Annotated in this window: 21 protein-coding genes; 18 read left to right on the top strand and 3 right to left on the bottom strand. The window is 72.1% G+C overall.

What is annotated here, in order from left to right:
* The first annotated feature begins 61 nt into the window (after positions 1-61).
* The 5 genes from dnaK (at position 62) to PJ985_RS00570 (ending at position 6788) form a co-directional block, all read left to right on the top strand.
* Positions 62-1930: a molecular chaperone DnaK gene (dnaK, locus tag PJ985_RS00590; RefSeq protein WP_271681474.1), complete on the top strand. Its 1869-nt coding sequence runs from the start codon at positions 62-64 to the stop codon at positions 1928-1930.
* Positions 1927-2637 (top strand): nucleotide exchange factor GrpE, encoded by a 711-nt coding sequence (gene grpE / locus PJ985_RS00585; protein WP_271681473.1) that lies wholly within the window; start codon positions 1927-1929, stop codon positions 2635-2637. The genes dnaK and grpE overlap by 4 nt, the downstream gene beginning before the upstream one ends.
* Positions 2638-2667: 30 nt before the next feature.
* Positions 2668-3888, top strand: a complete 1221-nt coding sequence (dnaJ, locus tag PJ985_RS00580; protein WP_271681472.1) for a molecular chaperone DnaJ — start codon at positions 2668-2670, stop codon at positions 3886-3888.
* 1 nt (position 3889) lies between these two features.
* Positions 3890-4345, top strand: coding sequence for a heat shock protein transcriptional repressor HspR (locus tag PJ985_RS00575; RefSeq protein WP_271681471.1), 456 nt, complete (start codon positions 3890-3892; stop codon positions 4343-4345).
* A 217-nt stretch (positions 4346-4562) separates the two neighbouring features.
* Positions 4563-6788: a molybdopterin oxidoreductase family protein gene (locus PJ985_RS00570; RefSeq protein ID WP_271681470.1), complete on the top strand. Its 2226-nt coding sequence runs from the start codon at positions 4563-4565 to the stop codon at positions 6786-6788.
* Between the two features lie 82 nt (positions 6789-6870).
* On the opposite strand, the gene PJ985_RS00565 is transcribed toward PJ985_RS00570, so the two are convergent.
* Complete coding sequence (locus PJ985_RS00565) at positions 6871-7884, bottom strand: NADP-dependent oxidoreductase (protein WP_271681469.1); 1014 nt, start codon at positions 7882-7884, stop codon at positions 6871-6873.
* Between the two features lie 409 nt (positions 7885-8293).
* On the opposite strand from PJ985_RS00565, the gene PJ985_RS00560 reads away from it, so the two are divergent.
* The 11 genes from PJ985_RS00560 (at position 8294) to PJ985_RS00510 (ending at position 16867) form a co-directional block, all read left to right on the top strand.
* On the top strand, positions 8294-8476 hold the full coding sequence (locus tag PJ985_RS00560; protein WP_271681468.1) for a hypothetical protein: 183 nt from the start codon (positions 8294-8296) through the stop codon (positions 8474-8476).
* Between the two features lie 47 nt (positions 8477-8523).
* Positions 8524-8694 carry a hypothetical protein gene (locus PJ985_RS00555; RefSeq protein ID WP_271681467.1) on the top strand — a complete coding sequence of 57 codons (171 nt, stop codon included), beginning with the start codon at positions 8524-8526 and terminating at the stop codon, positions 8692-8694.
* Positions 8691-8876: a hypothetical protein gene (locus PJ985_RS00550; RefSeq protein ID WP_271681466.1), complete on the top strand. Its 186-nt coding sequence runs from the start codon at positions 8691-8693 to the stop codon at positions 8874-8876. Before PJ985_RS00555 ends, PJ985_RS00550 begins: the two co-directional genes overlap by 4 nt.
* Before the next feature lie 71 nt (positions 8877-8947).
* The gene (locus tag PJ985_RS00545) at positions 8948-9145 is read left to right on the top strand and encodes a hypothetical protein (RefSeq protein WP_271681465.1); all 198 of its coding nucleotides are present in this window, start codon (positions 8948-8950) and stop codon (positions 9143-9145) included.
* A 186-nt stretch (positions 9146-9331) separates the two neighbouring features.
* Positions 9332-11257: an alpha/beta fold hydrolase gene (locus PJ985_RS00540; RefSeq protein ID WP_271681464.1), complete on the top strand. Its 1926-nt coding sequence runs from the start codon at positions 9332-9334 to the stop codon at positions 11255-11257.
* Positions 11254-11913, top strand: coding sequence for a hypothetical protein (locus PJ985_RS00535; protein WP_271681463.1), 660 nt, complete (start codon positions 11254-11256; stop codon positions 11911-11913). The genes PJ985_RS00540 and PJ985_RS00535 overlap by 4 nt, the downstream gene beginning before the upstream one ends.
* Positions 11914-12007: 94 nt before the next feature.
* On the top strand, positions 12008-12823 hold the full coding sequence (locus PJ985_RS00530) for a class I SAM-dependent methyltransferase (RefSeq protein WP_271681462.1): 816 nt from the start codon (positions 12008-12010) through the stop codon (positions 12821-12823).
* Positions 12810-14654 carry an ABC transporter ATP-binding protein gene (locus PJ985_RS00525; protein ID WP_443033339.1) on the top strand — a complete coding sequence of 615 codons (1845 nt, stop codon included), beginning with the start codon at positions 12810-12812 and terminating at the stop codon, positions 14652-14654. Before PJ985_RS00530 ends, PJ985_RS00525 begins: the two co-directional genes overlap by 14 nt.
* A 193-nt stretch (positions 14655-14847) precedes the next feature.
* The gene (locus PJ985_RS00520; protein ID WP_271681461.1) at positions 14848-15048 is read left to right on the top strand and encodes a hypothetical protein; all 201 of its coding nucleotides are present in this window, start codon (positions 14848-14850) and stop codon (positions 15046-15048) included.
* 116 nt (positions 15049-15164) lie between these two features.
* Positions 15165-16631 carry a phytoene desaturase family protein gene (locus PJ985_RS00515; RefSeq protein ID WP_271681460.1) on the top strand — a complete coding sequence of 489 codons (1467 nt, stop codon included), beginning with the start codon at positions 15165-15167 and terminating at the stop codon, positions 16629-16631.
* Positions 16628-16867, top strand: coding sequence for a hypothetical protein (locus PJ985_RS00510; RefSeq protein WP_271681459.1), 240 nt, complete (start codon positions 16628-16630; stop codon positions 16865-16867). Before PJ985_RS00515 ends, PJ985_RS00510 begins: the two co-directional genes overlap by 4 nt.
* 65 nt (positions 16868-16932) lie before the next feature.
* Here the strand turns inward: PJ985_RS00510 and PJ985_RS00505 are convergent, their stop codons facing one another.
* Complete coding sequence (locus PJ985_RS00505; RefSeq protein WP_271681458.1) at positions 16933-17931, bottom strand: helix-turn-helix transcriptional regulator; 999 nt, start codon at positions 17929-17931, stop codon at positions 16933-16935.
* Positions 17932-18141: 210 nt separating this feature from the next.
* A complete protein-coding gene (locus tag PJ985_RS00500; protein ID WP_271681457.1) occupies positions 18142-20160 on the bottom strand; it encodes an N-acetylmuramoyl-L-alanine amidase in 2019 nt (672 codons plus the stop codon).
* Between the two features lie 281 nt (positions 20161-20441).
* Here PJ985_RS00500 and PJ985_RS00495 point away from each other — a divergent pair, with 281 nt between their 5' ends.
* Entirely contained in the window at positions 20442-21272 is an 831-nt protein-coding gene (locus tag PJ985_RS00495) for a trypsin-like serine peptidase (protein WP_271681456.1), read from the top strand.
* Between the two features lie 171 nt (positions 21273-21443).
* The gene (locus PJ985_RS00490) at positions 21444-21566 is read left to right on the top strand and encodes a hypothetical protein (RefSeq protein WP_271681455.1); all 123 of its coding nucleotides are present in this window, start codon (positions 21444-21446) and stop codon (positions 21564-21566) included.
* The last annotated feature ends 106 nt before the right edge of the window (positions 21567-21672 follow it).

The following is a 21672-nucleotide window of genomic DNA, read 5'->3' as shown; positions in this document are numbered from 1 at the left end:
GGCGGTCCCCTGTCGGGTGCACTCTTGAGCCAGACTTACTCAAGGCAGCTGGAGGCACGAAATGGCACGAGCGGTCGGCATCGACCTGGGCACGACGAACTCCGTCGTCAGTGTTCTCGAAGGCGGTGAGCCCACCGTCATCACCAACGCCGAGGGCGCCAGGACCACGCCGTCCGTCGTCGCCTTCGCCAAGAACGGTGAAGTGCTCGTCGGCGAGGTCGCCAAGCGCCAGGCGGTCACCAACGTGGACCGGACGATCCGGTCGGTCAAGCGCCACATGGGCACCGACTGGAAGATCACGCTGGACGGCAAGAACTTCAACCCGCAGCAGATGAGCGCCTTCATCCTGCAGAAGCTGAAGCGGGATGCCGAGGCGTACCTCGGTGAGAAGGTCGCCGACGCGGTGATCACCGTCCCGGCGTACTTCAACGACCACGAGCGGCAGGCCACCAAGGAGGCCGGTGAGATCGCGGGCCTCAACGTCCTGCGCATCGTCAACGAGCCGACCGCCGCCGCCCTCGCCTACGGGCTGGAGAAGGACGACCAGACGATCCTCGTCTTCGACCTCGGCGGCGGCACCTTCGACGTCTCGCTGCTGGAGATCGGCGACGGCGTGGTCGAGGTCAAGGCCACCAACGGTGACAACAACCTCGGTGGCGACGACTGGGACCAGCGGGTCGTGGACCACCTGGTCAAGCAGTTCCAGGGCAACCACGGCGTGGACCTGGCCAAGGACAAGATGGCCATCCAGCGGCTCCGCGAGGCCGCGGAGAAGGCCAAGATCGAGCTGTCCTCGTCCACCGAGACCACGATCAACCTGCCCTACATCACCGCCTCGGCCGAGGGCCCGCTGCACCTGGACGAGAAGCTCACCCGGGCGCAGTTCCAGCAGCTCACCTCCGACCTGCTGGAGCGCTGCAAGGCCCCGTTCCAGAACGTGATCAAGGACGCCGGTATCCAGCTGTCCGAGATCGACCACGTCGTGCTCGTCGGTGGCTCCACCCGGATGCCCGCCGTCGCCGACCTGGTCAAGCAGCTGACCGCCGGCAAGGAAGCCAACAAGAGCGTCAACCCGGACGAGGTCGTGGCCATCGGCGCCAGCCTCCAGGCCGGTGTGCTCAAGGGCGAGGTCAAGGACGTCCTGCTCCTCGACGTCACCCCGCTGTCCCTCGGTATCGAGACCAAGGGCGGCATCATGACCAAGCTGATCGAGCGCAACACCACGATCCCGACCAAGCGTTCGGAGATCTTCACCACGGCCGAGGACAACCAGCCGTCCGTGCAGATCCAGGTCTATCAGGGTGAGCGCGAGATCGCGGCGTACAACAAGAAGCTCGGGATGTTCGAGCTGACCGGCCTGCCGCCGGCCCCGCGCGGGGTTCCGCAGGTCGAGGTCACCTTCGACATCGACGCCAACGGCATCATGCACGTCTCCGCCAAGGACCTCGGTACCGGCAAGGAGCAGCGGATGACCGTGACCGGTGGCTCCGCGCTGCCGAAGGACGACATCGAGCGCATGATGCGCGATGCCGAGCAGTACGCCGACGAGGACCACCGCCGCCGTGAGGCCGCAGAGACCCGCAACCAGGCCGAGCAGCTCGTCTACACGACGGAGAACTTCCTCAAGGAGAACGCCGAGAAGGTTCCCGCCGAGGTCAAGACCGAGGTCGAGGAGGCGGTCGCCGACCTCAAGGAGAAGCTGAAGGGCGAGGACACCGCCGTCATCCGTGAGGCGTCCGAGAAGGTCGCGGCGACCAGCCAGAAGCTGGGCCAGGCGATGTACGCGGATGCCCAGGCGTCCGGTGCGGGTGCCGGGGCCGGTGCGCCGGGTGCCGAGGGCGCCGCGGGCGGCCAGGCCGGTGGCGCGGACGAAGACGTCGTCGACGCCGAGATCGTGGACGACGACAAGCCGAAGGGCGGTGCGGCGTGACTCAGGACCCGCAGGGCTTCGACAAGGAGCCTGAGGTCCCCGACGCCGAGACACCTGCCGTGGATGTTCCTTCGGAGGCCGCACCGGCCTCCGAAGGGAGCGGCGAGACTCCGGTCACCGAGGCGGGTGCCGCCGACGGGGACTCCCAGGAACTGCAGGAAGTGGCACTGACGGCGCAGCTGGACCAGGCCCGGAGTGCGCTCAACGAGCGCACTCAGGACCTCCAGCGACTCCAGGCGGAATTCCAGAACTACCGCCGCCGGGTCGAGCGCGACCGCATCGCCATGAAGGAGATGACGGTCGGGAACCTGCTGACCGAGCTCCTGCCGGTACTGGACGACATCGGTCGCGCAAGGGACCATGGCGAGCTGGTGGGTGGCTTCAAGCAGGTCGCGGAGTCGCTGGAGACGGTCGTGGCGAAGATGGGTCTGGCGCAGTTCGGCAAGGAGGGTGAGCCCTTCGACCCGACGGTGCATGAGGCCCTGATGCACAGCTACTCGCCGGACGTGACCGAGACGACGTGCGTGCAGGTCCTGCAGCCCGGCTACCGGATCGGTGACCGGACGATCCGTCCGGCGCGGGTCGGCGTGGCCGAGCCCCAGCCCGGCGCCCAGCCGGGCAAGGGTGAGGAAGAGGCCGAAGCCGGTGCCGAGGCCGAGGACAGCGCGCCGGAGAAGAAGGAGAACGGTGGCCCGGACGAGGGCTGACGTACGGCACCGGGAGGAGGGACGCCGAGGATGAGCACCAAGGACTTCATCGAGAAGGACTACTACAAGGTCCTCGGCGTCCCCAAGGACGCCACCGAGGCCGAGATCAAGAAGGCGTACCGGAAGCTGGCCCGGGAGAATCACCCCGATGCCAACACCGGTGACACCCGGGCCGAGGAGCGCTTCAAGGACGTCTCCGAGGCGTACGACGTCCTCGGCGACGCCAAGCGGCGCAAGGAGTACGACGAGGCGCGTGCCCTGTTCGGCTCCGGTGGCTTCCGTCCGGGGCCGGGTGCGGGCGGCGGCAACGGGCAGTTCAACTTCGACCTGGGGGACCTGTTCGGCGGTGCCCCGGGCGGGCCCGGTGGGCCCGGCGGGCCCGGCCCGGGTCCGGCAGGGGGTGCCGGTGGCTTCGGCGGCGGGCTCGGCGACGTGTTCGGCGGCCTGTTCAACCGCACCGGCACCGGGACCGGCACCCGCACGCAGCCCCGGCGCGGCCAGGACATCGAGTCCGAGGTGACGCTGAGCTTCACCGAGGCGGTCAACGGGGCCACTGTCCCGCTGCGGATGTCCTCCAGCGCGGCCTGCAAGAACTGCGCCGGCACCGGCGACAAGAACGGCACGCCGCGGGTGTGCCCGACCTGCGTCGGCACCGGGCAGGTCAGCCGGGGCGGTGGAGGCGGCTTCTCGCTGACCGACCCGTGCATGGACTGCAAGGGCCGCGGCCTCATCGCCGAGGACCCCTGCGCCGTGTGCCGCGGCAGCGGGCGGGCGACGAGCTCGCGCACCATGCAGGTGCGGATTCCGGCGGGTGTCGCCGACGGGCAGCGCATCCGGCTGCGCGGCAAGGGTGCCCCGGGTGAACGGGGCGGCCCGAACGGCGATCTGTACGTCGTGGTGCACGTGGACCGGCACCCGGTCTTCGGACGCCGTGGCGACAATCTCACCGTCACCGTGCCGGCGACCTTCCCGGAAGCCGCTCTCGGTGGTGAAATCAAAGTACCCACCCTGGGCGGTCCGCCGGTCACGCTGAAGCTGCCGCCCGGGACGCCCAGCGGGCGCACCCTGCGCGCCCGCGGCAAGGGCGCGGTCCGCGCGGACGGTACGCGTGGTGACCTCCTGGTCACCGTCGAGGTCACCGTCCCGCGTGACATGGGCACGAAGGCCAGGAAGGCACTGGAGGAGTACCGCAAGGCGACCGAGGGTGAGGACCCTCGGGCGGCACTGTTCGAGGCCGCGAAGGGAGACTGAGGTGGACGGCCGGCCAGGACTGGACAAGAACCCCTATCAGCTGACCGACGAGTCACCGGTCTACGTCATCTCGGTCGCCGCACAGCTCTCCGGGCTGCACCCGCAGACCCTGCGGCAGTACGACCGGCTGGGCCTGGTGTCCCCGGACCGCACCGCCGGCCGCGGGCGGCGCTACTCCGCGCGCGACATCCAGCTGCTCCGCGAGGTGCAGCGGCTGAGCCAGGACGAGGGCATCAACCTCGCCGGCATCAAGCGGATCATCGAGCTGGAGAACCAGAACGCCGTGCTGCGGGCGCAGGTGGCGGAGCTTCAGCAGACCGTGGAGAGCGCGGCCGTCGCGCTCCGGCACCGCGAGGCTCAGGTGCACGCCTCCTACCGGCGCGACCTCGTGCCGTACCAGGACGTCCGGCAGTCCTCGGCCCTGGTGGTGTGGCGCCCCGACCGCCGCCGCCGCTGAGACACCTCTTCACTCCTTCACCGCATGCCGCCTCCGGAACCGGAGGCGGCATGCGGTGTGTTCGGTTGCCCGGCGGCCGGCGGCGGCGCGGTTCCTGCGCCGGTCCGCACCCGGCTCCCCGGCCCGGGACGGTGACCCCCTGTTCGACATGCAGACCGGTCGGTATGGTGAGGCGGTCGCATCGCCGCCGATGCCGTGACCGCCCGGGAGGGTCCCGATGAGCCGAACCGCCCTGCGTATCTGTCCACTCTGCGAGGCCACCTGCGGCCTCACCCTCACCGTGGAGGACGACCTGGTCACCGGGGCCCGCGGTGACCGTGACGATGTCTTCAGCAAGGGGTTCATCTGCCCCAAGGGAGCCTCGTTCGGACAGCTCGACGCCGACCCCGACCGCTTGACCCGGCCGCTCGTGCGCCGCGACGGCCGGCTGGAGGAGGCGAGCTGGGACGAGGCGTTCGCCGCCGTCGCCGCCGCCCTGCGCCCGCTGATCGACGCACACGGCCCGGAGTCGGTCGCGGTCGTCCTCGGCAACCCCAATGTGCACACCGTCGCCGGAGCCCTCTACCCGCGAATGCTGCTGCGCGCCCTGGGCACCCCCAACCTGTACACCGCGAGCACCGTCGACCAGATGCCCAAGCACGTGTCCAGCGGCCTGCTCTTCGGCGACCCGGACGCCATTCCGGTGCCCGACCTGGACCGCACCGGTCACCTGCTGCTGCTGGGGGCCAACCCCCTGGAGTCCAACGGAAGCCTGTGCACCGCCCCCGACTTCCCCGGCAGGCTGCGGGCGCTGCGCCGTCGCGGCGGCCGGCTCACCGTCGTCGATCCGCGGCGCACCCGTACCGCGAAGCTGGCCGACGAGCACCTGGCCATCCGGCCGGGCACCGACGCGCTGCTGCTCGCCGCCCTCGTGCAGGTGCTCTTCGCCGAAGGGCTGGTCGCGCTGGACGGGCTGGAGAACCAGGTCACCGGAGTCGCCGAGGTCCGTGACGCCACGGCGGAGTTCACACCGGAAGCCGTCTCCGCCGCCTGCGAGCTGCCCGCGGACCGGATCCGGGCCCTCGCCCGGGACCTGGCCGCGGCGCCCGCCGCCGCCGTGTACGGCCGGCTCGGCAACTCCACCGTCGAGTTCGGCACGCTCACCAACTGGCTGGTGGATGTCGTGAACATCCTGACCGGCAACCTGGACCGGCCGGGCGGCGTGATGTTCCCGCTGTCCGCGACCGGCCGCGCGCCCCGCCCGGCCGGGCCCGGCCGGGGCTTCACTCTCGGGCGCCGGCACAGCCGGGTCAGCGGCCACCCGGAGGCCAAGGGGGAGTTCCCGCTCGCCGCGCTCGCCGAGGAGATCGACACCCCGGGCGACGGCCGGGTCCGGGCGGCTGTCGTCATCGCCGCCAACCCGGTGCTGTCCGCACCCGACGGCCGGCGGCTGGACGAGGCGCTGGCCGGTCTCGACTTCATGATCAGCGTCGATCCGTACCTGAACGAGACCTCCCGGCACGCCCACGTGGTGCTGCCGCCGCCCCGCCCCTCCCAGAACCCGCACTTCGACTACGCGCTCAACGCCCTGGCCGTCCGCAACCAGGCCCGCTACACCCGGGAGGCCGTCCCGCTCGCGGAGGAGCGGCCCGCGGAGAGCGAGATCCTGGCCCGGCTCATCCTGTGCGCGAGCGGCCGGGCGGGCGCCGACCCGGCGGGCGTCGACGCCATGGTGATCGACACCGTCCTCGGCAAGGCGACGGCGGATCCGCACTCGCCCGTTCACGGCCGCGAGACCGCCGAGCTGGCCGCCCGGCTGGCCGGCCGGGACGGCGCGGAACGGCGCCTGGACCTGATGCTGCGGCTCGGCCCCTACGGTGACGGTTTCGGCGCCAGGCCGGACGGCCTGAGCCTGGAGAAGCTGCTCGCCCACCCGCACGGCATCGACCTGGGCCCGCTCGAGCCCCGCCTCGGGCAGGTCCTGAACACCCGCAGCGGACGCGTCGAGCTGTACCCGGAGCCGATCGCCGCCGACCTGCCGCGGCTGCGCCGGTCCCTGGACTCCACGCCCGGCGAACTGGTCCTGGTCGGCCGCCGCCATCTGCGCTCCAACAACAGCTGGATGCACAACCTTCCCGCGCTGCGCGGCGGCAGCAACCGCTGCACCCTGCAGGTGCACCCGTCGGACGCCGCGCGGCTGGGGCTGGCGGACGGGGCGGCGGCCCGGGTGAAGGGCGAGGGCGGGGAGCTGGAGGCACCGGTGGAGGTGACCGACGCGGTCCGCAGCGGCGTGGTCAGCCTCCCGCACGGCTGGGGCCATGACCGGCCCGGGACCCGGCTCAGCGTCGCGGCCGACGAGCCGGGGGTGAACGTCAACCAGCTGCTCGACGGCACCCGGCTCGATCCGCTGTCCGGCACCGCGGTCCTCAACGGCTTCCCCGTGCGGGTGGAGCCGGCGGGCTGACGCCGCCGTCCGTCCCGCGGGCCGGGGCCGCGGGACGGACGGGGAGGGGGCAGGGGGGTGCGTCAGGGCCGCCGGGGGAGCCTCACTCCTGGTCGATCTTCAGCACCAGCTTGCCCAGGTTCTCGCCACGGAAGAGCCGCAGCAGGGTGTCGGGGAAGTCGTCCAGCCGGCCGTCGACGACGTCCACCGGCGCCCGCAGCTCCCCGGCGGCCAGCCAGTCCGCCATCTCCGCGGCGGCCTCCGGGTACCGGCCGGCGTAGTCGAAGACCACCATGCCGGTCATCGAGGCGCGGTTGACCAGGAGTGACAGGTAGTTGGCCGGCCCCTGAACGGCCTCCGTGCTGTTGTACTGGGAGATCGCGCCGCAGATCACCACCCGGGCGCCGCGGGCCAGCCGGGTGAGGACCGCGTCGAGGATGTCGCCGCCGACATTGTCGAAGTAGACGTCCACGCCCTTGGGCGCGTGCTCGCGGAGGGCCTCCCGGACGTCCTCCTCCCGGTAGTCGATCGCGGCGTCGAAGCCCAGCTCCTCGGTGAGGTACCGGCACTTGCGGGCACCGCCGGCGATGCCGACGACCCGGCAGCCCTTCAGTTTGGCGATCTGGCCCACCACGCTGCCGACCGCTCCGGCAGCGGCCGAGACCACCACCGTCTGCCCGGCCTCCGGCTTCCCGATGTCCAGCAGCCCGAAGTACGCGGTCATGCCCGTCATGCCGAGGACCCCGAGGTGGACCGGCAGCGGGGCGAGTGCCGGATCGGCCTTGGTGACGCCGCGGCCGTCGGAGACGCAGTACTGCTGGACGCCGAACCCGCCCGAGACGTACTCGCCGACGGCGAAGCCGGGGTGCCGGGAGGCAACCACCTGGCCCACCGCCCCCGCGCGCATGACCTCGCCGATCTCCACCGGGGGGATGTAGGACTTGCCGGCGTTCATCCAGCCGCGCATGGCCGGGTCCAGCGACACGTACACCACCCGCACCAGGAACTCGCCGTCCCCCGGTTCCCCCGCGGGCTCCTCGACGCGCTCCCAGTCACTGGCCCGGGGCAGACCCTCGGGGCGGGCGGCCAGTCGGAACTGGAGATTGCTGTGGCTCATCCGGAGGGCTCCTCAGCTGGGACGAAGACGAACACCGACCAGTCGGTATGGGTGCGGGTCCGAGGCTAAGCCGGATGCGCCCCGGGGGACAAGAGGCGGACGGCCGCCTCCGTCCGCCCGGGCACCCGGCCGAGGCCCCGGCACCGCTTCCGGGCACGGGCGCCGGAGGCCGGATCCGGGGACGGGCCGCATCAACGGATCCGGGCACGGGCTGCATCAAGTGGACGGGGCCGTGCAGCAAGTTGTCACGGTTCTCTCTTAGCAATTCCTTCGCGTCCTGCCACCTTTGTCTCAGCGGGGAAAACGACCCACCGGGCACACCGGAACAGAAAGCGGCGAACGCCCGGCAGTTGTCGCTCCCCGTCGCAGGAAAAACTCGGAAGCAACGAAAACAATGCAAGGAGAATCCGTGCTGGAGAACCACCTGAACCGTCGGTCCGCGGAATTCGGCGTGCTGGCCGAGGAGACCCAGGGGCACATCACCGAGCAGGGTGCACCGGTGCTGGCCACCCCCGCCGCCCTGGCCTTCACGGCCGGTGCCGCCGCGGTCGTCGGTGCCTACGTCGCGGGTCGTGGCGAGATCATCCGCTGATCGTCCGACGACACCCGCCCACCACGATCACGCACAAGGAGACCTGCATGTCACAGAGCATGACCCTGCACATCGACGACCTCGGCGCCCTGACCGAGGACTCCGAGGGCCTGCTGCCCGGGACCACCGAAGCGGTGCTCGCCACCCCGGCGGCCGTGACGCTCGCGCTCGCCGTGGCTGCCTACACGGCGGCGTCCTGCGGCAGCGAGATCCAGTGACGGCCGTCAGCGCCGCCTTCCGGCCGGTCCTTGACGACGGGCAGCTGCACGAAGGCCACGCCGGAGCCATCCCGGTCTCGGCCGCCGCGCCCCCGGTCCTGGCGATGAGCAGTGGCGGAGTGATCATCGTGACCTCCTCCTCGTCGTACTACGTCTCCGCCGCGGGCGAGCAGCCGCACTGAGCTGCACGTTCGCAGTACTGGACACCACCCGGTGGCCCGCTGTGCGGACACCACTCACAGAGAGAACACGCATGCGAGACCTCACCCTGCACATGAACCGCTCGTCCGAACTGTCGGGCGTGGACATCCAGGACCGGCACGGCCTGGTGAACACCGGCGGCACCGCGGTGCTGGCCACGCCGGCCGCCTTCATGGCGGGCATCGCGTTCGGCGCCGCCACCGTGGCGGCCTACGAGGCCGGCCGCGCCGCCGGCGAGCAGATCCGCTGACCACGCGTTCCTCCCGGCCGGCCGGCGCCGGCCGGCCGGGGCGGAACCGTCTGCTTCCGGAACACACCCGGCATCGGCTCATCCGCTGTCGCCCCGCATTGTTTCCGCGCGCGTGACCGGCCGCGCGCGGCCCTTTCTCGCCCTTTTCTCCTGCTCAGCAGATTCCGCATGTCCCGGGAGGCCACCGTGAAGCGTCTTTTCCAGAATTCCGCGGCAGTCAAAAAGGCCGCGTCGGCCCTGTTCGGGCCGATTCCCCTCAGCCGTGACCAGGCCATGGGCGCGTCCGAGCGGCTCTCCGCCGTGACCTCGCTGACCGCCGGCCTCGAATACCTCACCCATCGCGACCACATCAGGGCCGGCGGCCTGAACGACTGGGCCATCGCCCGCGACGCCTACGCCGGCCGCAGCCGCGCCACCCGCAAAGTCCTGGACCTCCTGGCCCACGACCGGACCACCACGGTGCTGCACGCGGCGCGGGTCGCCGCCTCGGCCGGGCTGCTGCTCCCCGGGAACGGGAAGTGGCGCGGGGCCGCCAACGCCTTCCTCGGCGTGAGCGGAGCCGCCCTGTACCCGCGGCACCGGTACGGCACCGACGGCGCCGACCAGGCATCCACTCTCGTGCAGACCGCCACCGGCCTGGCCCGCATGGCGCCGTCCCCGCAGGTGCAGGACGCCCTGCTGTGGTACGTCGCCCTGCAGTCGAACCTCTCCTACCTGGTCTCCGGCTGGGTCAAGCTGCTGGGCAAGGACTGGCGGGACGGCTCCGCGCTGAGCGGCGTCATGCGCACCCGGACGTACGGCCAGAAGGACGTGTGGCGGCTCACCCGGAAGTACCCGAAGTCCGCCCGCCTCCTGGCCCACGGGGTGCTGGCCCTGGAGTGTCTCTTCCCGGTGCTGTACGCCAAGGGCGGAGCGCTGACGCGCCCGGTGCTCGCCTCGGCCGCCTCCTTCCACGTCGCCAACGGCTTCGTGATGGGCCTCGGACGGTTCGCGACCTCGTTCATCGCGATGCACCCGATGGTCGCCTACACCAGCGCTCCGCGCAGCCTCCCGCCCGCCGCCGGACGGGACGACCGGATGCTCCGCGCGACGGCCGTGGTCGCCGCCGGCAGTGCGGCCGCCGCGGCGGCCGTCGCCGTGGGACGGCGGCTGCGCGCCACCGACGGCTGGCCCGGTACCCGCACTGTGACGACCCGCCACGGCAACCGGCTCGGCTACGACCCCCGGCTGACGCCGGACGGCACCGGCCCGGTGGTCGTGCTCGTCCCCGGGCTGATCTCCACCGCCGAGCACTTCTCCTGGATCACCGAGAAGCTGCTCCAGGAGAGCCGGTACGACGTGATCACCTACAACCGGGCGGGCTACGGCGCCAGCCACTATCACGGCGGCAAGCCGTTCACCCTGCAGGAGTCGGTCGACGATCTGGTGGATCTCGTCACGGCTGCCGTCCCCCGGCACCGGGACGTGGTGCTCGCCGGCCATTCCCTGGGCGGGGAGATCGCCCGGCGGGCGGCCGGACAGCTCGGTGACCGGCTGCACTCCGTCGTGTACATCGACAGCTCCCATCCGGCGGAGCTTCAGCGCTCCTCGCAGCAGAGCGACTCCGCCGAGCGGCTCAAGGGCGGACTCGGCACCTTCCTGCACAGCCTGCAGGCCGGCCTCGGCGCCCTGCTGGTGCGCCCGGAGTGGGTGCACAACCTCCCCGCGGGCGTCCGCTCCAAGGTGATGGCCCAGTACGCCGACTCCCGGATGTGGAAGGCCGGAATGCGCGAGTGGGAGGCGACGGAGAAGGAGTTCCGCGCCTTCGAGGGAGACCTCGCCCCGGTCGGCGCACATGCCCTGGTGGTCTCCGCCCAGCAGACGGTGGACCGCGACCCGGAGCAACTGCTGATGCACCAGGAGATCGCCGACGCGCACAAGGGCGGTCACCGCCTCGTCCGGACCTGCGTGGTGGAGGGCTCCGACCACGACTCACTTCTGACCAGCCCGCGGCTGGGCGGTGAGGTGGCCGCGCAGATCCTCGACTTCCTGACCGCCACCGCCACCGCCGACAGCACCACCGAGCAGACCACCGCGGCCGGCCGGGCCGCCGACCTGGAGGAGGCACGATGACCCCCGCACTGACGGCGCAAGCCGTCCGCACCGCGCAGGCCGCCGTCAAGCAGGCGGTGACCGGACCGGGAGGGTTCACCCGGGTCGCCGCCGCCGTGATGCTGGCAGGCACGCTGGCCTCGCAGCACCCCAACCCCAGCTTCGGCCGGATCTCCCGGCTGGATCTCTTCTCCGGCGCCTTCCCGAACTGGCGCTTCTTCGCGCCGAACCCGGCCCAGCACGACTTCCACTTCTTCTACCGGACCCTGAACACGGCCGGAGAGACCTCCGAGTGGCGGTCGGTGGACGTCATCGCGGGACGCAAGCCCGTGCAGTTCTTCTGGTTCCCGGGGCGCCGCCCCGAGAAGGCCGTCTTCGACGTCGGCACCGAGCTGATCACCAACCTGAGCAAGGGCTTCGCCGTCGTCACGAAGATGCCGGCCTACCGGACCCTGTGCGCCTACCTCCGGGCGGAGATCGTCCGGGCCGGCGGGCAGGACGCCAAGGGCTTCCAGTTCACCCTCGCCAGGGCGACGGGATACGACGAGTCGGAGGAGCCCGAGGTCATCTTCGTCTCCCCCTACGTCCCGATGCGGCCCGGCACACCGGCCGCCGGACCGGCCGCCCCCGTGGAACGGGCCGAGCCGGCCACCGCACCCCAAGGAGCCGCCGCATGAGCAACGCCACCCTCGCCATCTTCGTCATCGCGATCGGCACCGCCGCCGTCATCGCGTTCCACGCCGCCGGCTACCGGAAGTGAGAGGCACCGAGATGACTGCTCCCACAGAGCTGAGAACCGTGCAGGACATCGGGTACGGACGGGAGTTCGACGGCTTCTACGACCGCATCTTCCCGCAGGACGCCAACGCGGAGCGAGCGGCGGAGCAGTTGGCCGCCTGGCACCCGCAGGACGGCTCACCCACCCTGGAGTTCGGCGTGGGCACCGGCCGCATCGCCCGTCCGCTGGCCCGCCTGGCCGGGGAGGTGGTGGGCGTGGACTCCTCCCCGGAAATGCTCACCCGGCTGCGCGCCGCCGTCGCCGCCGACGACGGCCCGGGCGAGGTCACCGCGGTGCACGGCGACATCCGGGAGTACACCGACGAACGGAGCTACGGCCTGGTGTACTGCGTGTGCGCCACGCTCTCCATGCTGCTCGACCCCGCCCATCAGCAGGCGGCCATCAGCCGGGCCGCCGAACGGCTGGCCCCCGGCGGCACCCTGGTGGTGGAAACAGCGAACCGGGACGGCATGCTGGCCCTGCACGAGGGCCGGCAGCGCACCTCCTTCTTCGTGCCCTACCCGCAGCCGAACACCGGGCTCCAGACGTACTCCACGCTGCTCCCCGGCGATCAGCACCTCTGGCACGCCTCGCACATCTGGTACGAGAACGGCACTTCCCGGGTGGGCTCGGAGATGAGCCGGCTCACCAGCCCCGACGAGGTGGACGCGTACGCCGCCGTGGCCGGGCTGGAACCGGCGGGCCGTCAGGCGGACTGGGTGGGCACTCCCTACACCGCGCTCGCGCCCATGTTCATCAGCCGTTACGTCCGGCCGGGGGTGAACGGAGATGGCCGTGCCGCAGGCTGACCCCGCCGCTTCCCGCACGGACGTCCCGGGGGACGAGGCCGGGGGCGAGACCGGCACCATCAGCCGGCTCGCCCGGCGCCACCGCAGGCTGCTGCTGGCCGGCGTCCTGACCGGCATTCTCGGCGTCACGGCCACCCTGGCCCAGCCACTGGTCATCGGCGAACTGATCGAGGCGGCCGGCCTGGGCAACCCGCTCACCTGGATCATCGTGCTGCTGGCGGGGCTTTTCCTCGCGGACGCGGCACTCTCCGCCGGCCAGGCCTACCTGATCGGACGGGCCGGCGAGAACATCGTCTGCGACGCCCGGGCACACCTCGCCGGCCGCGTCATCCGCGCGGACCTCGCCCGGTTCCAGCAGCAGCGGCAGGGGGACGTGCACACGCGGCTGGTCTCCGACACCTCACTGGTGAAGATCGCTTTGTCGCACAGCCTGGCCCAGCTGATCATCAACGGTCTGATGGTCCTCGGCGGCATCGCCCTGATGGCCTGGATCGACGTGTGGCTGCTGCTGATCACCCTGGGATGTCTGGGAACGGCCAGCGTGGCCTCGCTGTGGCTCGCGAAGCGGCTGCGGGTGGTGGCGGTCGAGAACCGTGAGGACACCGGCGAGTTCGGCGCCGACCTGCAGCGAGTGCTGTCCGCGCTGACCACGGTCAAGGCGGCCCGGGCCGAGGACCGGGAGCAGGCCGGGCTTGCGGAGCTGGCCGGCCGGGCCCGGAGGTCGGGCATCCGGGTCAGCGCCTACAACGCGCTGCTGTCCCCGACCATGAACGTCGGCATGCAGATCTCGCTCGCCGCGGTCGTCGGGGCGGGAATGGCCAGGGTCGCCACCGGCTCGATGCCGGCCGCCGACCTCACCGCCTTCGTGATGTACCTGTTCTACCTGGTCTCCCCGCTGGTGCTGTTCTTCCTCGCCGTCGGCCAGTTCCAGCAGGGCCGGGCCGCCATCCAGCGGGTGGACGAGCTGGTCGGGCTGGAGCAGGAGGAGGACGGCGCGGTGGCGGGAGCCCCGCTGACCGCTCCGGACCCGGACAGCGGCCGGGCGGCGGTGGAGTTCCGCGACGTGCACTTCGCCTACGGCGAGCAGGCCACCCTGTCCGGGGTCTCGTTCACCGTGCCCGAGCGGGGCCTGACCGCCGTGGTGGGCCCCTCAGGGGCCGGCAAGACGACCGTCTTCCAGCTGATCGAGCGCTTCTACCGGGCCGGCAGCGGCCGGATCCTGGTCGACGGACGGGACATCGCCCGGCTGCCCCTGCAGGATGTGCGGGGCCGCGTCGGCTACGTGCAGCAGGACAGCGCCGCGATGCGTGGCACCCTGCGTGCCAACCTCGTGTACGCCAACCCGGAGGCCGACGAGGCGGAGATCCGCGAGGCCGTCGAAATGGCCGGGCTGACCAGCGTGGTGGACGCCCTCCCGCAGGGCCTGGACACCGAGCTGGGCGACCAGGGCAGTGGCCTGTCCGGCGGGCAGCGGCAGCGGCTGTGCATCGCCCGCGCCCTCCTCCAGCGGCCGGCCGTCATGCTGCTGGACGAGGCGACGTCCCACCTCGACTCGGACGCCGAGCAAGCTTTCCGGAACGTGCTGCGACGGGTCTCGCAGCGCTGCGCGGTGATCGCCATCGCGCACCGCATCTCCACCGTGGTCGACGCCGACCGGATCGTCGTGCTCGACGGCGGGCGGGTGCGGGACATCGGAGCCCACCAGGAGCTGATGAAGCGCGACGAGCTGTACCGCCGGCTCGCCAGCGCTCAGCTGGATGCGGGAGCCGTCCGCCCCGGCCCTGCGGACGCGGCGGCGGAAGCGCTCGAGCCGGTCCCGGCGGGCCGCTGACCGGGCAGTGCGGCCCCGGCCCGTCGACGGGCCGGGGCCGCGCCACGTGGCCGGGGCTCCCCGGCAACATGTTGCACGGGCCTGTGCAGTGTGCTGCCACCGCATTCTCTGGTTCCGGATTTCCTCACCTGGCACCTTGAGGAACACCAGTCGAGGACGCCGAAAATGCCGGAAGCTGAGGAGAGTGGGCACGATGCAGATTTCAGCAGTCGACAGAGCAACTGAAAACGAAAACCGGAACTCCGAAAACCGGGGCCACGTTTTCCCTCGACTGGGATTGCTGCTCGCGGCGGTGGTGTTCACCGCCGGCGCCGCCGGTCACGCCGCCGTGAGCTCCGCGAGCGGCTCCGCACCGGCGCCGGCCGTGGAGCTGGCCGCCAACGGCTGGCAGTGAGCGCGGGTCACGTGCCGGTCCGGCACCTCCGGTCCGGCACGTGACCCGGTGGGCGGTGGCGGCAGCGGGACGCGGCAGGAGAGACGTTCATGGGAGAGCACAGGAGGGAGGGCATCATGACCGACACGGACGTGGCCGTGGTGGGCACCGGGCCGAACGGACTGGCGGCGGGGGTGACTCTGGCGCGGGCCGGTCTGCGGGTGGAGCTGTACGAAGCGGCGGACACCATCGGCGGCGGACTGCGCGGTGCGGCGCTGTTCGACACCGACATCGAGCACGACGTCTGTGCGGCGGTGCATCCGATGGCCGCTGCTTCGCGCTTCTTCCGGGAGTTCGACCTGGCCGCGCGCGGCGTGGAACTGCTGCGCCCCGAGATCAGTTACGGGCATCCGCTGGCGGGCGGCCGGGCGGCACTGGCCTGGCGGGACCTCTCCACCACCTGTGCGGCCCTGGGACCCGACGGTGACCGCTGGCGGCGGCTGATGGAGCCACTGCTGGAGCACGGGGAGGCCGTGGTCGATCAGCTGCTGTCGGGGCAGCGGGGGCTGCCCGACCCGCGGGCCGCGCTGCTGCTGGCCCCCCGGGCACTCGCACACGGGCTGCGGGCCCGTGGCGGCGGATTCGCCGGGGAGGAGGCGCCGGCCCTGCTGGCGGGCGTCGCCGCGCACGTGATGGGGCCGCTGCCGTCCCTCCCCGGTGCGGCGGTGACGATGCTGCTCGGTCATCTCGCCCACAGCTCGGGGTGGCCGCTCCCCCGGGGCGGGAGCCGGCGCATCGCCGAAGCCCTGGCGGACGACATCACGGCGCACGGCGGGGTGTTCCACACCGGCCGTCAGGTGACGGATCTGCGCGAGCTGTCCGCGCGGACCGTGCTGCTGGACACCGCCCCCGCGGGTCTGCTGGAGCTGGCGGGGGACCGGCTGCCCCGTGGTTATGCGCGGCGGCTGGAGCGGTACCGGTACGGTCCCGCGGCCGGGAAGGCGGACTTCCTGGTGTCCGGCCCGATTCCCTGGAAGGCTCCCGGCCTGGGCCGGGCCGGGACGGTGCACCTGGGCGGTACCGCCGCGGAGATCTTCCGGCAGGAGACGGCCAACGCCCGGGGCGAGGCGGCGGGTGAGCCGTTCGTGCTGGTCGTGGACCCGGCGGTCACCGACCCGGGCCGCGCCAGGGCGGGGCGGCGCCCGGTCTGGGCATACGCGCATCTGCCTCCCGGGGACCGGCGTGACCCGGTGGCGCTCATCCGCTCCCGGATCGAGCACTACGCGCCCGGCTTCACCGACACGGTGCTGGCCGAGCGCGGTCTGTCGGGGGCCGCCTACCAGGAGTACAACCCGAACTACGTGGGCGGCGACATCGGGACCGGAGCGATCACCCTGCGGCAGAGTCTGCTGCGTCCGGTGGCGCGCTGGGACCCGTACCGCACCCCGCTGCCGGGCGTCTACCTCTGCTCCGCGGCGACTCCGCCCGGTCCGAGTGTGCACGGCATGTGCGGGTATCTGGCGGCCCGTTCGGCTCTGCGCCGGGAGTTCGGACTGGCCACCCCCGCGTTGGCTCCACCGAGCAGGGCAGTGACGGGACGATGACCGAGGTTCGGGTGGAGATCGAGGCGGACGCGCGGGCCGCGCCGGCCGCGGAGATCGCGGTGGTCCGGGTGCTCGGCCGGCTGCCCGCGGTGTGGAGCTACGGCCACGACGTGGCACCGCACCGCATCCGGCTGCGGATCTCCGCTCCGGGCGTCGCGCCCGGCATGGTGCGTGCCGCGGTGACGGCAGCCCTGGCGGATCCGGCTCTCGAGCCCTGGCGGTTGCGCGCCCACTGACAGGACGACGGGCCGCCCAAGTGGGGGCCCCGGGGGCCGCCCCGCCGCACGGGCGGGCCGGCCCCTCACACCCAGCCGCGCTCGCGTGCCATGAGCGCGGCCTGGGCACGGTTCTCGGCTCCGAGTAACTGCATCACGTCGGCGATGTGCCTCCGGTAGGTGCGCAGGGACACCCCCATGGTCCGCGCACCCGACTCATCCTTGTTCACCGTGCACATGCGGTGCAGCGCCTCGCGCTGGGCCCCGGTCAGCTCGGCGGCGGGCCGGTCGGCCGGGTCCACCAGGTCGCTGAAGTCCTCGGCGGCGTCCCAGAGCCGCTCGAACAGCGTGATGATGTTCTCCACCAGACCGCTCTCCCGGGCGCAGAGCGCGCCCCGGGACGTGTCCTTCGGGTCCACCGGAACCATGGCGGTGGACCGGTCGTAGATGAGGATCAGTTCGGAGAAGTCGTCGGCGACTCGGATCCGGGCTCCGTGGGAGGTCAGTTCCCGCAGGTAGGCAACGGTGTCGCGGTCGCTCAGGGCGACCCGGCGGACCAGGTTCCGGATGCGCACTCCGCGGCGCAGACAGCGCAGGTCCAGGGGGCGGGCGTAGCTGATGTTCTCGGGGCTGAGGGCCGTGTAGGGCTCGGCGGCCATCACTTCGGAATGGGCGAAGAAGGAGAGGTCGTCGATGCGGCTGCGCACGTGGCGAAGGTCCTCCAGCCGCTCGATGCCGGGAGCCGGGCCGCCCCACGCCTCCTGGGGGGCGCGTTCCTGCCGGAGGGCCTCCAGAATGGGGCGGGTGGAGGTCAGGTTCCGCATCTCCCGGTGGAGGTTCTCCAGCCGTTCCTCGGCGAGCCGGGCCACCGCGGTGTCCGGTTCGGTGGCCCACGCACGCTGGTCATCGCCTTGGAGCAGACGCAGGTCGCGCAGCCGGGCCAGAGCCTGTGCCGTGGTGTGGCGATCGGACCTCAGGAGCAGATGGATATCTCCCGGGGAGGTGTCCGGGTGGCGCAGAAAATGGCGGTAAATCTCCTCCTCCGTGGCGGTCAGACCGAGTACCGACATCACGTGTGTCCCCACGGTGCACCCCCGCGCTAAAACCTTGTAGCGGACGCGTCACACTTTAGGTGAGGGTCGAACATCTGTGTAGCAGTCGTACAGAAATTGTGGAGAGCCCGGGTAATTCTGCCCGGATATCTGCATTGATCCGATGAATGCGCCCGGCAATCCTGGATTGCAGGAACTCCCCTCCCGCGGGGCCGGAGGTTTCCGCGGCCCCGCGCCACGGGGTCAGTTGCGGCCGGCGCGGGTCACCTCCACGTCCTCCGCCTTGACGTAGGCGTGGCGGTGGCCGAGCTGGATCTGGTAGTACTCCTGGCCGCGCACGACCTGGTGGTTCTCCGGATCGAAGGAGACGGCCGAGTAGAACTCACCCGCGAAGGGCTGACCGCCGCGGCCGACCGCGTAGGACTGCCCGGGGGTGAAGGCGTACGGCAGCTCCTGGAAGGCCCGGACCGGGACGCCCTCGGGGTAGTCCGCCGGCTCGGGGTACGCGACGCCGTAGACGGGAACCCGGCCGAGACCGTCCCGGGGGGTGGCCACCCAGCCACGGCTGGCGACCGCCGTGGGCTGCTCCGGCGGGTGGTGGAACCAGGCCTTCTCTCCGTTGAACCAGATCGCCGTCCAGTCCCCGTCCCGGTCCGCGACCGCGAACTGCTGGCCGGTGGAGGCCCGTGCCCCGATGTCGTAGATGCTGATCCCGGACCGCCCGTCCCGGCCCGGGTGGGTCCCGATGTCGGGCACCAGGTCCGCCGAGTGGTCGGGGGCGACGTGCAGCCGCACCGCGCTGGAGCCGTGCGGTGCGCAGGGCAGCGCGGCGTCCTCCGGGGTGCAGCCGGTGTACTGCGGGCGGTGACGGTCGTAGTCCGGCCGGACAGTGATCAGCTCCGCGTCGGGTCCGGCGCTCGGTACGACCGGGGCGCCCATCAGCCGGAAGTAGTGCGCCCAGTCCCAGTACGGGCCGGGGTCGGTGTGCATGCCGGGGATGTTCGCCGGGCCGATGCCGGGCACGCTGTCGTGCCCGAGGATGTGGTGCCGGTCCAGCGGGATGCCGTGCTTCCCGGCGAGGTACTGCACCAGCCGCGCGGAGGTGCGGTACATCGCCTCCGTGTACCAGGCGTCCGGAGCGCGCAGGAAGCCCTCGTGCTCCAGGCCGATGGAGGTGGCGTTGACGTACCAGTTGCCGGCCTGCCAGGCGACGTCCCGGGCCGGGATGTGCTGGGCGATGTGACCGTCCGAGGCTTGCAGGCTGTACTGCCAGGAGGCCCAGGTCGGGTCCTGCACCAGGCCGATGGAGGGCCGGAAGTAGCCCTCCATGTCGTGGATGACCAGGTACTCGATCTTCTGTGAGCGGGGGCGGTCGGCCTTGTCGTGATTGCCGTAGCCGGTGGACCCGTCCGGGCGCTCGAACTGCTCGTAGGCTGCGGAGACCCACTCGCAGGACACCGTCCGCGGGCACTCCGTCCGGGGGTCACGCTCCGGGCGGGGCAGCCCCAGTCCGTCAGCGGTGCCGGTGCGCGGCTCCACCTCGGTCGCGGCGAGCTCGACGGTCTGGCCCTCGCCGGTGGTGTGCCGCTCACCGGTGCCGATGACCTCGTACACCTCGTCGGCGAAGGTCTCGGCGGCGTCCTGGGTGGCGGAGCCGGCGTAGGCGGCCACCGCGCCGTACCAGTCGGCGGGGTCCTCGCTCAGCGGCTGCTCCAGCTCCCGCTGCGCTGCGGCCAGCAGCGCGGCGCCGCCCTGTACGTTCGCCGCGTTGCTGGTCCGCAGCTCCTCGGGGCCGAGCCCGGTCAGCTCGGCTGCCCGGTCCAGGGTCCGGAACCGCTCCGGCAGCGCGGAGAGGTCCGGCACCCCGGACGGCTCGGGATGGTCGTCCAGCACCAGTGGCCGGCCCGCGTCGCCGCGCGGGTCCTCCTCGCCGTGCAGGTGATGGTTGTCCGCGCCCGCCTCGGTGAGCGCGGTCTGCGCGTCGGTCAGATGCATCGGACCGTAGCCACCGGTCACGCTCGCGGCGCCCCGGTGCCCGTCCCAGCGGGACTGGAGGTACGAGACGCCGAGCAGCACCTCCTCGGGGACCTGGTGGCGCTCGGCCGCGGCGCGGAAAGCCTGTTGCAGGGCGCGGGGGTCGTCGCCGGCCGCAGCGGGGCCGCCCAGCGACAGCAGGGGCAGCGCCACGGCCACCGCCGCAGCAGCTGCCGCCGCACGCACCGCGGGTTTCCCCCGTCCGGTACGGGTGTGGGGCTGTCGCACTGCGGCCTCCCAGCTTCGTCGTGTACATGCCGATACCGACCGCACCAGGGGTAGTGCTTCCGTGGGGGTGCCGTCAATGGATGCCGTCATCGACCTGAGTCAACACGGACTTCGCACGTCAGCGGCTTTTTGACGGTCTTTCGTGTGCGTCGTGTCGGGGCCTGCGGCGCGGCACTGGTCCACACCGGTGGCACGACCCGGCCGCTTTGCCAGAGCTTTACCTGCACTCGACTGGCTGACCGCCGGTGGCGAGGCGTGCGCGGTCACCACACGGTGGCGGTATGCAGAAGCCGCGAGCGGCCCTGTGCGCCGCAACCGTCAGTGCTCTTGCCGTCGCTGCCCTCGGCCTCACCACGCCGGCGGTCGCCCAACCGGTCGAGGAGGCCGTTCCCGGCACCCCCGCGGCCCCCTGGCCCACGGGCTCCATAGGAAACGTCGGAAAGCTCGTGCTCGAACTGGCGGACGGGACGATCGGCGTGTGCTCGGGCGCCGTCGTCGATGCCGCCAACGGCAGCGTGGTCGCCACCGCCGCCCACTGCGTGCAGACCCAGGAGGACCCGGCGGTCCCGCAGGACGTCTGGTTCCTCCCCGGTCTTGAGCGCGACGCCGCCGCCTACCGGGAGACCGGCTGGAAGGTCGCCTCCTTCCACCTCCCCGCCGACTGGGACATCAACCGGCAGCTGAGCGACCTCCTGCCGCACGACTACGCCTTCCTGACCCTGGAACTCCAGGACGGCCGCACGGTCCAGGAGGTGCACGGCGCCAACCGGCCCTCCTTCGAGCCGGTCCCCGAGTCCGAGCAGGTCATCACGCTCGGCTACCCGGCCGGACCCCCGTACGACGGGGAGACCCAGCACTACTGCGAAGGCCCGACGCGGGTGCTCGGCCCGGCCGATGCCGCCCCGTCCAACGTCGGCGGGCTGCTGCTGGAGAACTGCGGGCTGAACCAGGGCTCCAGCGGCGGCCCGTGGCTCCAGGGTTACGACCCGGTCACCGAGTCCGGCACGCTCGTCGCCGTCACCTCGGTGGGCTCCGGCGAGGGCGTCATACTCGGCCGCCCCTTCCCGGACGCGGCCCGCGCGCTCCTGGACCGCGCGGCGACGGCCGGCTGAGCCCCGCCCCCGGGTCACCCGGCCCGGCCTGGCACGGCCCGGCACGCCGCGCCGCGCCGCACCTGGCAACTTTCCTTCCCGCTCGAACAGTTGCACAATAAATGGGTGCCGCCGTGCGGGCGCGGCGCCCGCCCGCCGGGTGCCGGACGGACACGTGCCGTCCGGCACCCGGTGACGCGGGCTCAGGGTGGGACGAGGACGGGAGCGCCCGGAATGAGCAACGCCACCATGGTGATCTTCGCGATCGCCATCCTGCTGGCCGCCATCATCGCCCTGCGCACCTTCCGCAAATAGCCCCCCGGGACAGCCACCCTCACCGGCAGGCCCGCTCCGCGCCCCGCCCGGCACCACCCGGCCTCCTTCCGCGCCCCGGCACGCTGCATCCGGCCTCTCGGCCGTG

The sequence above is a fragment of the Streptomyces sp. ACA25 genome (genome assembly GCF_028200735.1).
In the GTDB taxonomy this organism is placed as follows: Bacteria; Actinomycetota; Actinomycetes; order Streptomycetales; family Streptomycetaceae; genus Streptomyces.
The sequence above is the reverse complement of the archived record's forward strand: the minus strand, read 5'-3'. Positions and strand labels throughout refer to the sequence as shown.

What these genes read in the sequence shown, in the direction of transcription:
- dnaK (WP_271681474.1), top strand. Translation starts at nt 62, where the DNA reads ATGGCACGAGCGGTCGGCATCGACCTGGGCACGACGAACTCCGTCGTC.
- PJ985_RS00515 (WP_271681460.1), top strand. Translation starts at nt 15,165, where the DNA reads ATGACCGACACGGACGTGGCCGTGGTGGGCACCGGGCCGAACGGACTG.
- PJ985_RS00535 (WP_271681463.1), top strand. Translation starts at nt 11,254, where the DNA reads ATGACCCCCGCACTGACGGCGCAAGCCGTCCGCACCGCGCAGGCCGCC.
- PJ985_RS00495 (WP_271681456.1), top strand. Translation starts at nt 20,442, where the DNA reads ATGCAGAAGCCGCGAGCGGCCCTGTGCGCCGCAACCGTCAGTGCTCTT.
- PJ985_RS00570 (WP_271681470.1), top strand. Translation starts at nt 4,563, where the DNA reads ATGAGCCGAACCGCCCTGCGTATCTGTCCACTCTGCGAGGCCACCTGC.
- dnaJ (WP_271681472.1), top strand. Translation starts at nt 2,668, where the DNA reads ATGAGCACCAAGGACTTCATCGAGAAGGACTACTACAAGGTCCTCGGC.
- PJ985_RS00565 (WP_271681469.1), bottom strand. Translation starts at nt 7,884, where the DNA reads ATGAGCCACAGCAATCTCCAGTTCCGACTGGCCGCCCGCCCCGAGGGT.
- PJ985_RS00520 (WP_271681461.1), top strand. Translation starts at nt 14,848, where the DNA reads ATGCAGATTTCAGCAGTCGACAGAGCAACTGAAAACGAAAACCGGAAC.
- PJ985_RS00510 (WP_271681459.1), top strand. Translation starts at nt 16,628, where the DNA reads ATGACCGAGGTTCGGGTGGAGATCGAGGCGGACGCGCGGGCCGCGCCG.
- PJ985_RS00530 (WP_271681462.1), top strand. Translation starts at nt 12,008, where the DNA reads ATGACTGCTCCCACAGAGCTGAGAACCGTGCAGGACATCGGGTACGGA.
- PJ985_RS00555 (WP_271681467.1), top strand. Translation starts at nt 8,524, where the DNA reads ATGTCACAGAGCATGACCCTGCACATCGACGACCTCGGCGCCCTGACC.
- PJ985_RS00545 (WP_271681465.1), top strand. Translation starts at nt 8,948, where the DNA reads ATGCGAGACCTCACCCTGCACATGAACCGCTCGTCCGAACTGTCGGGC.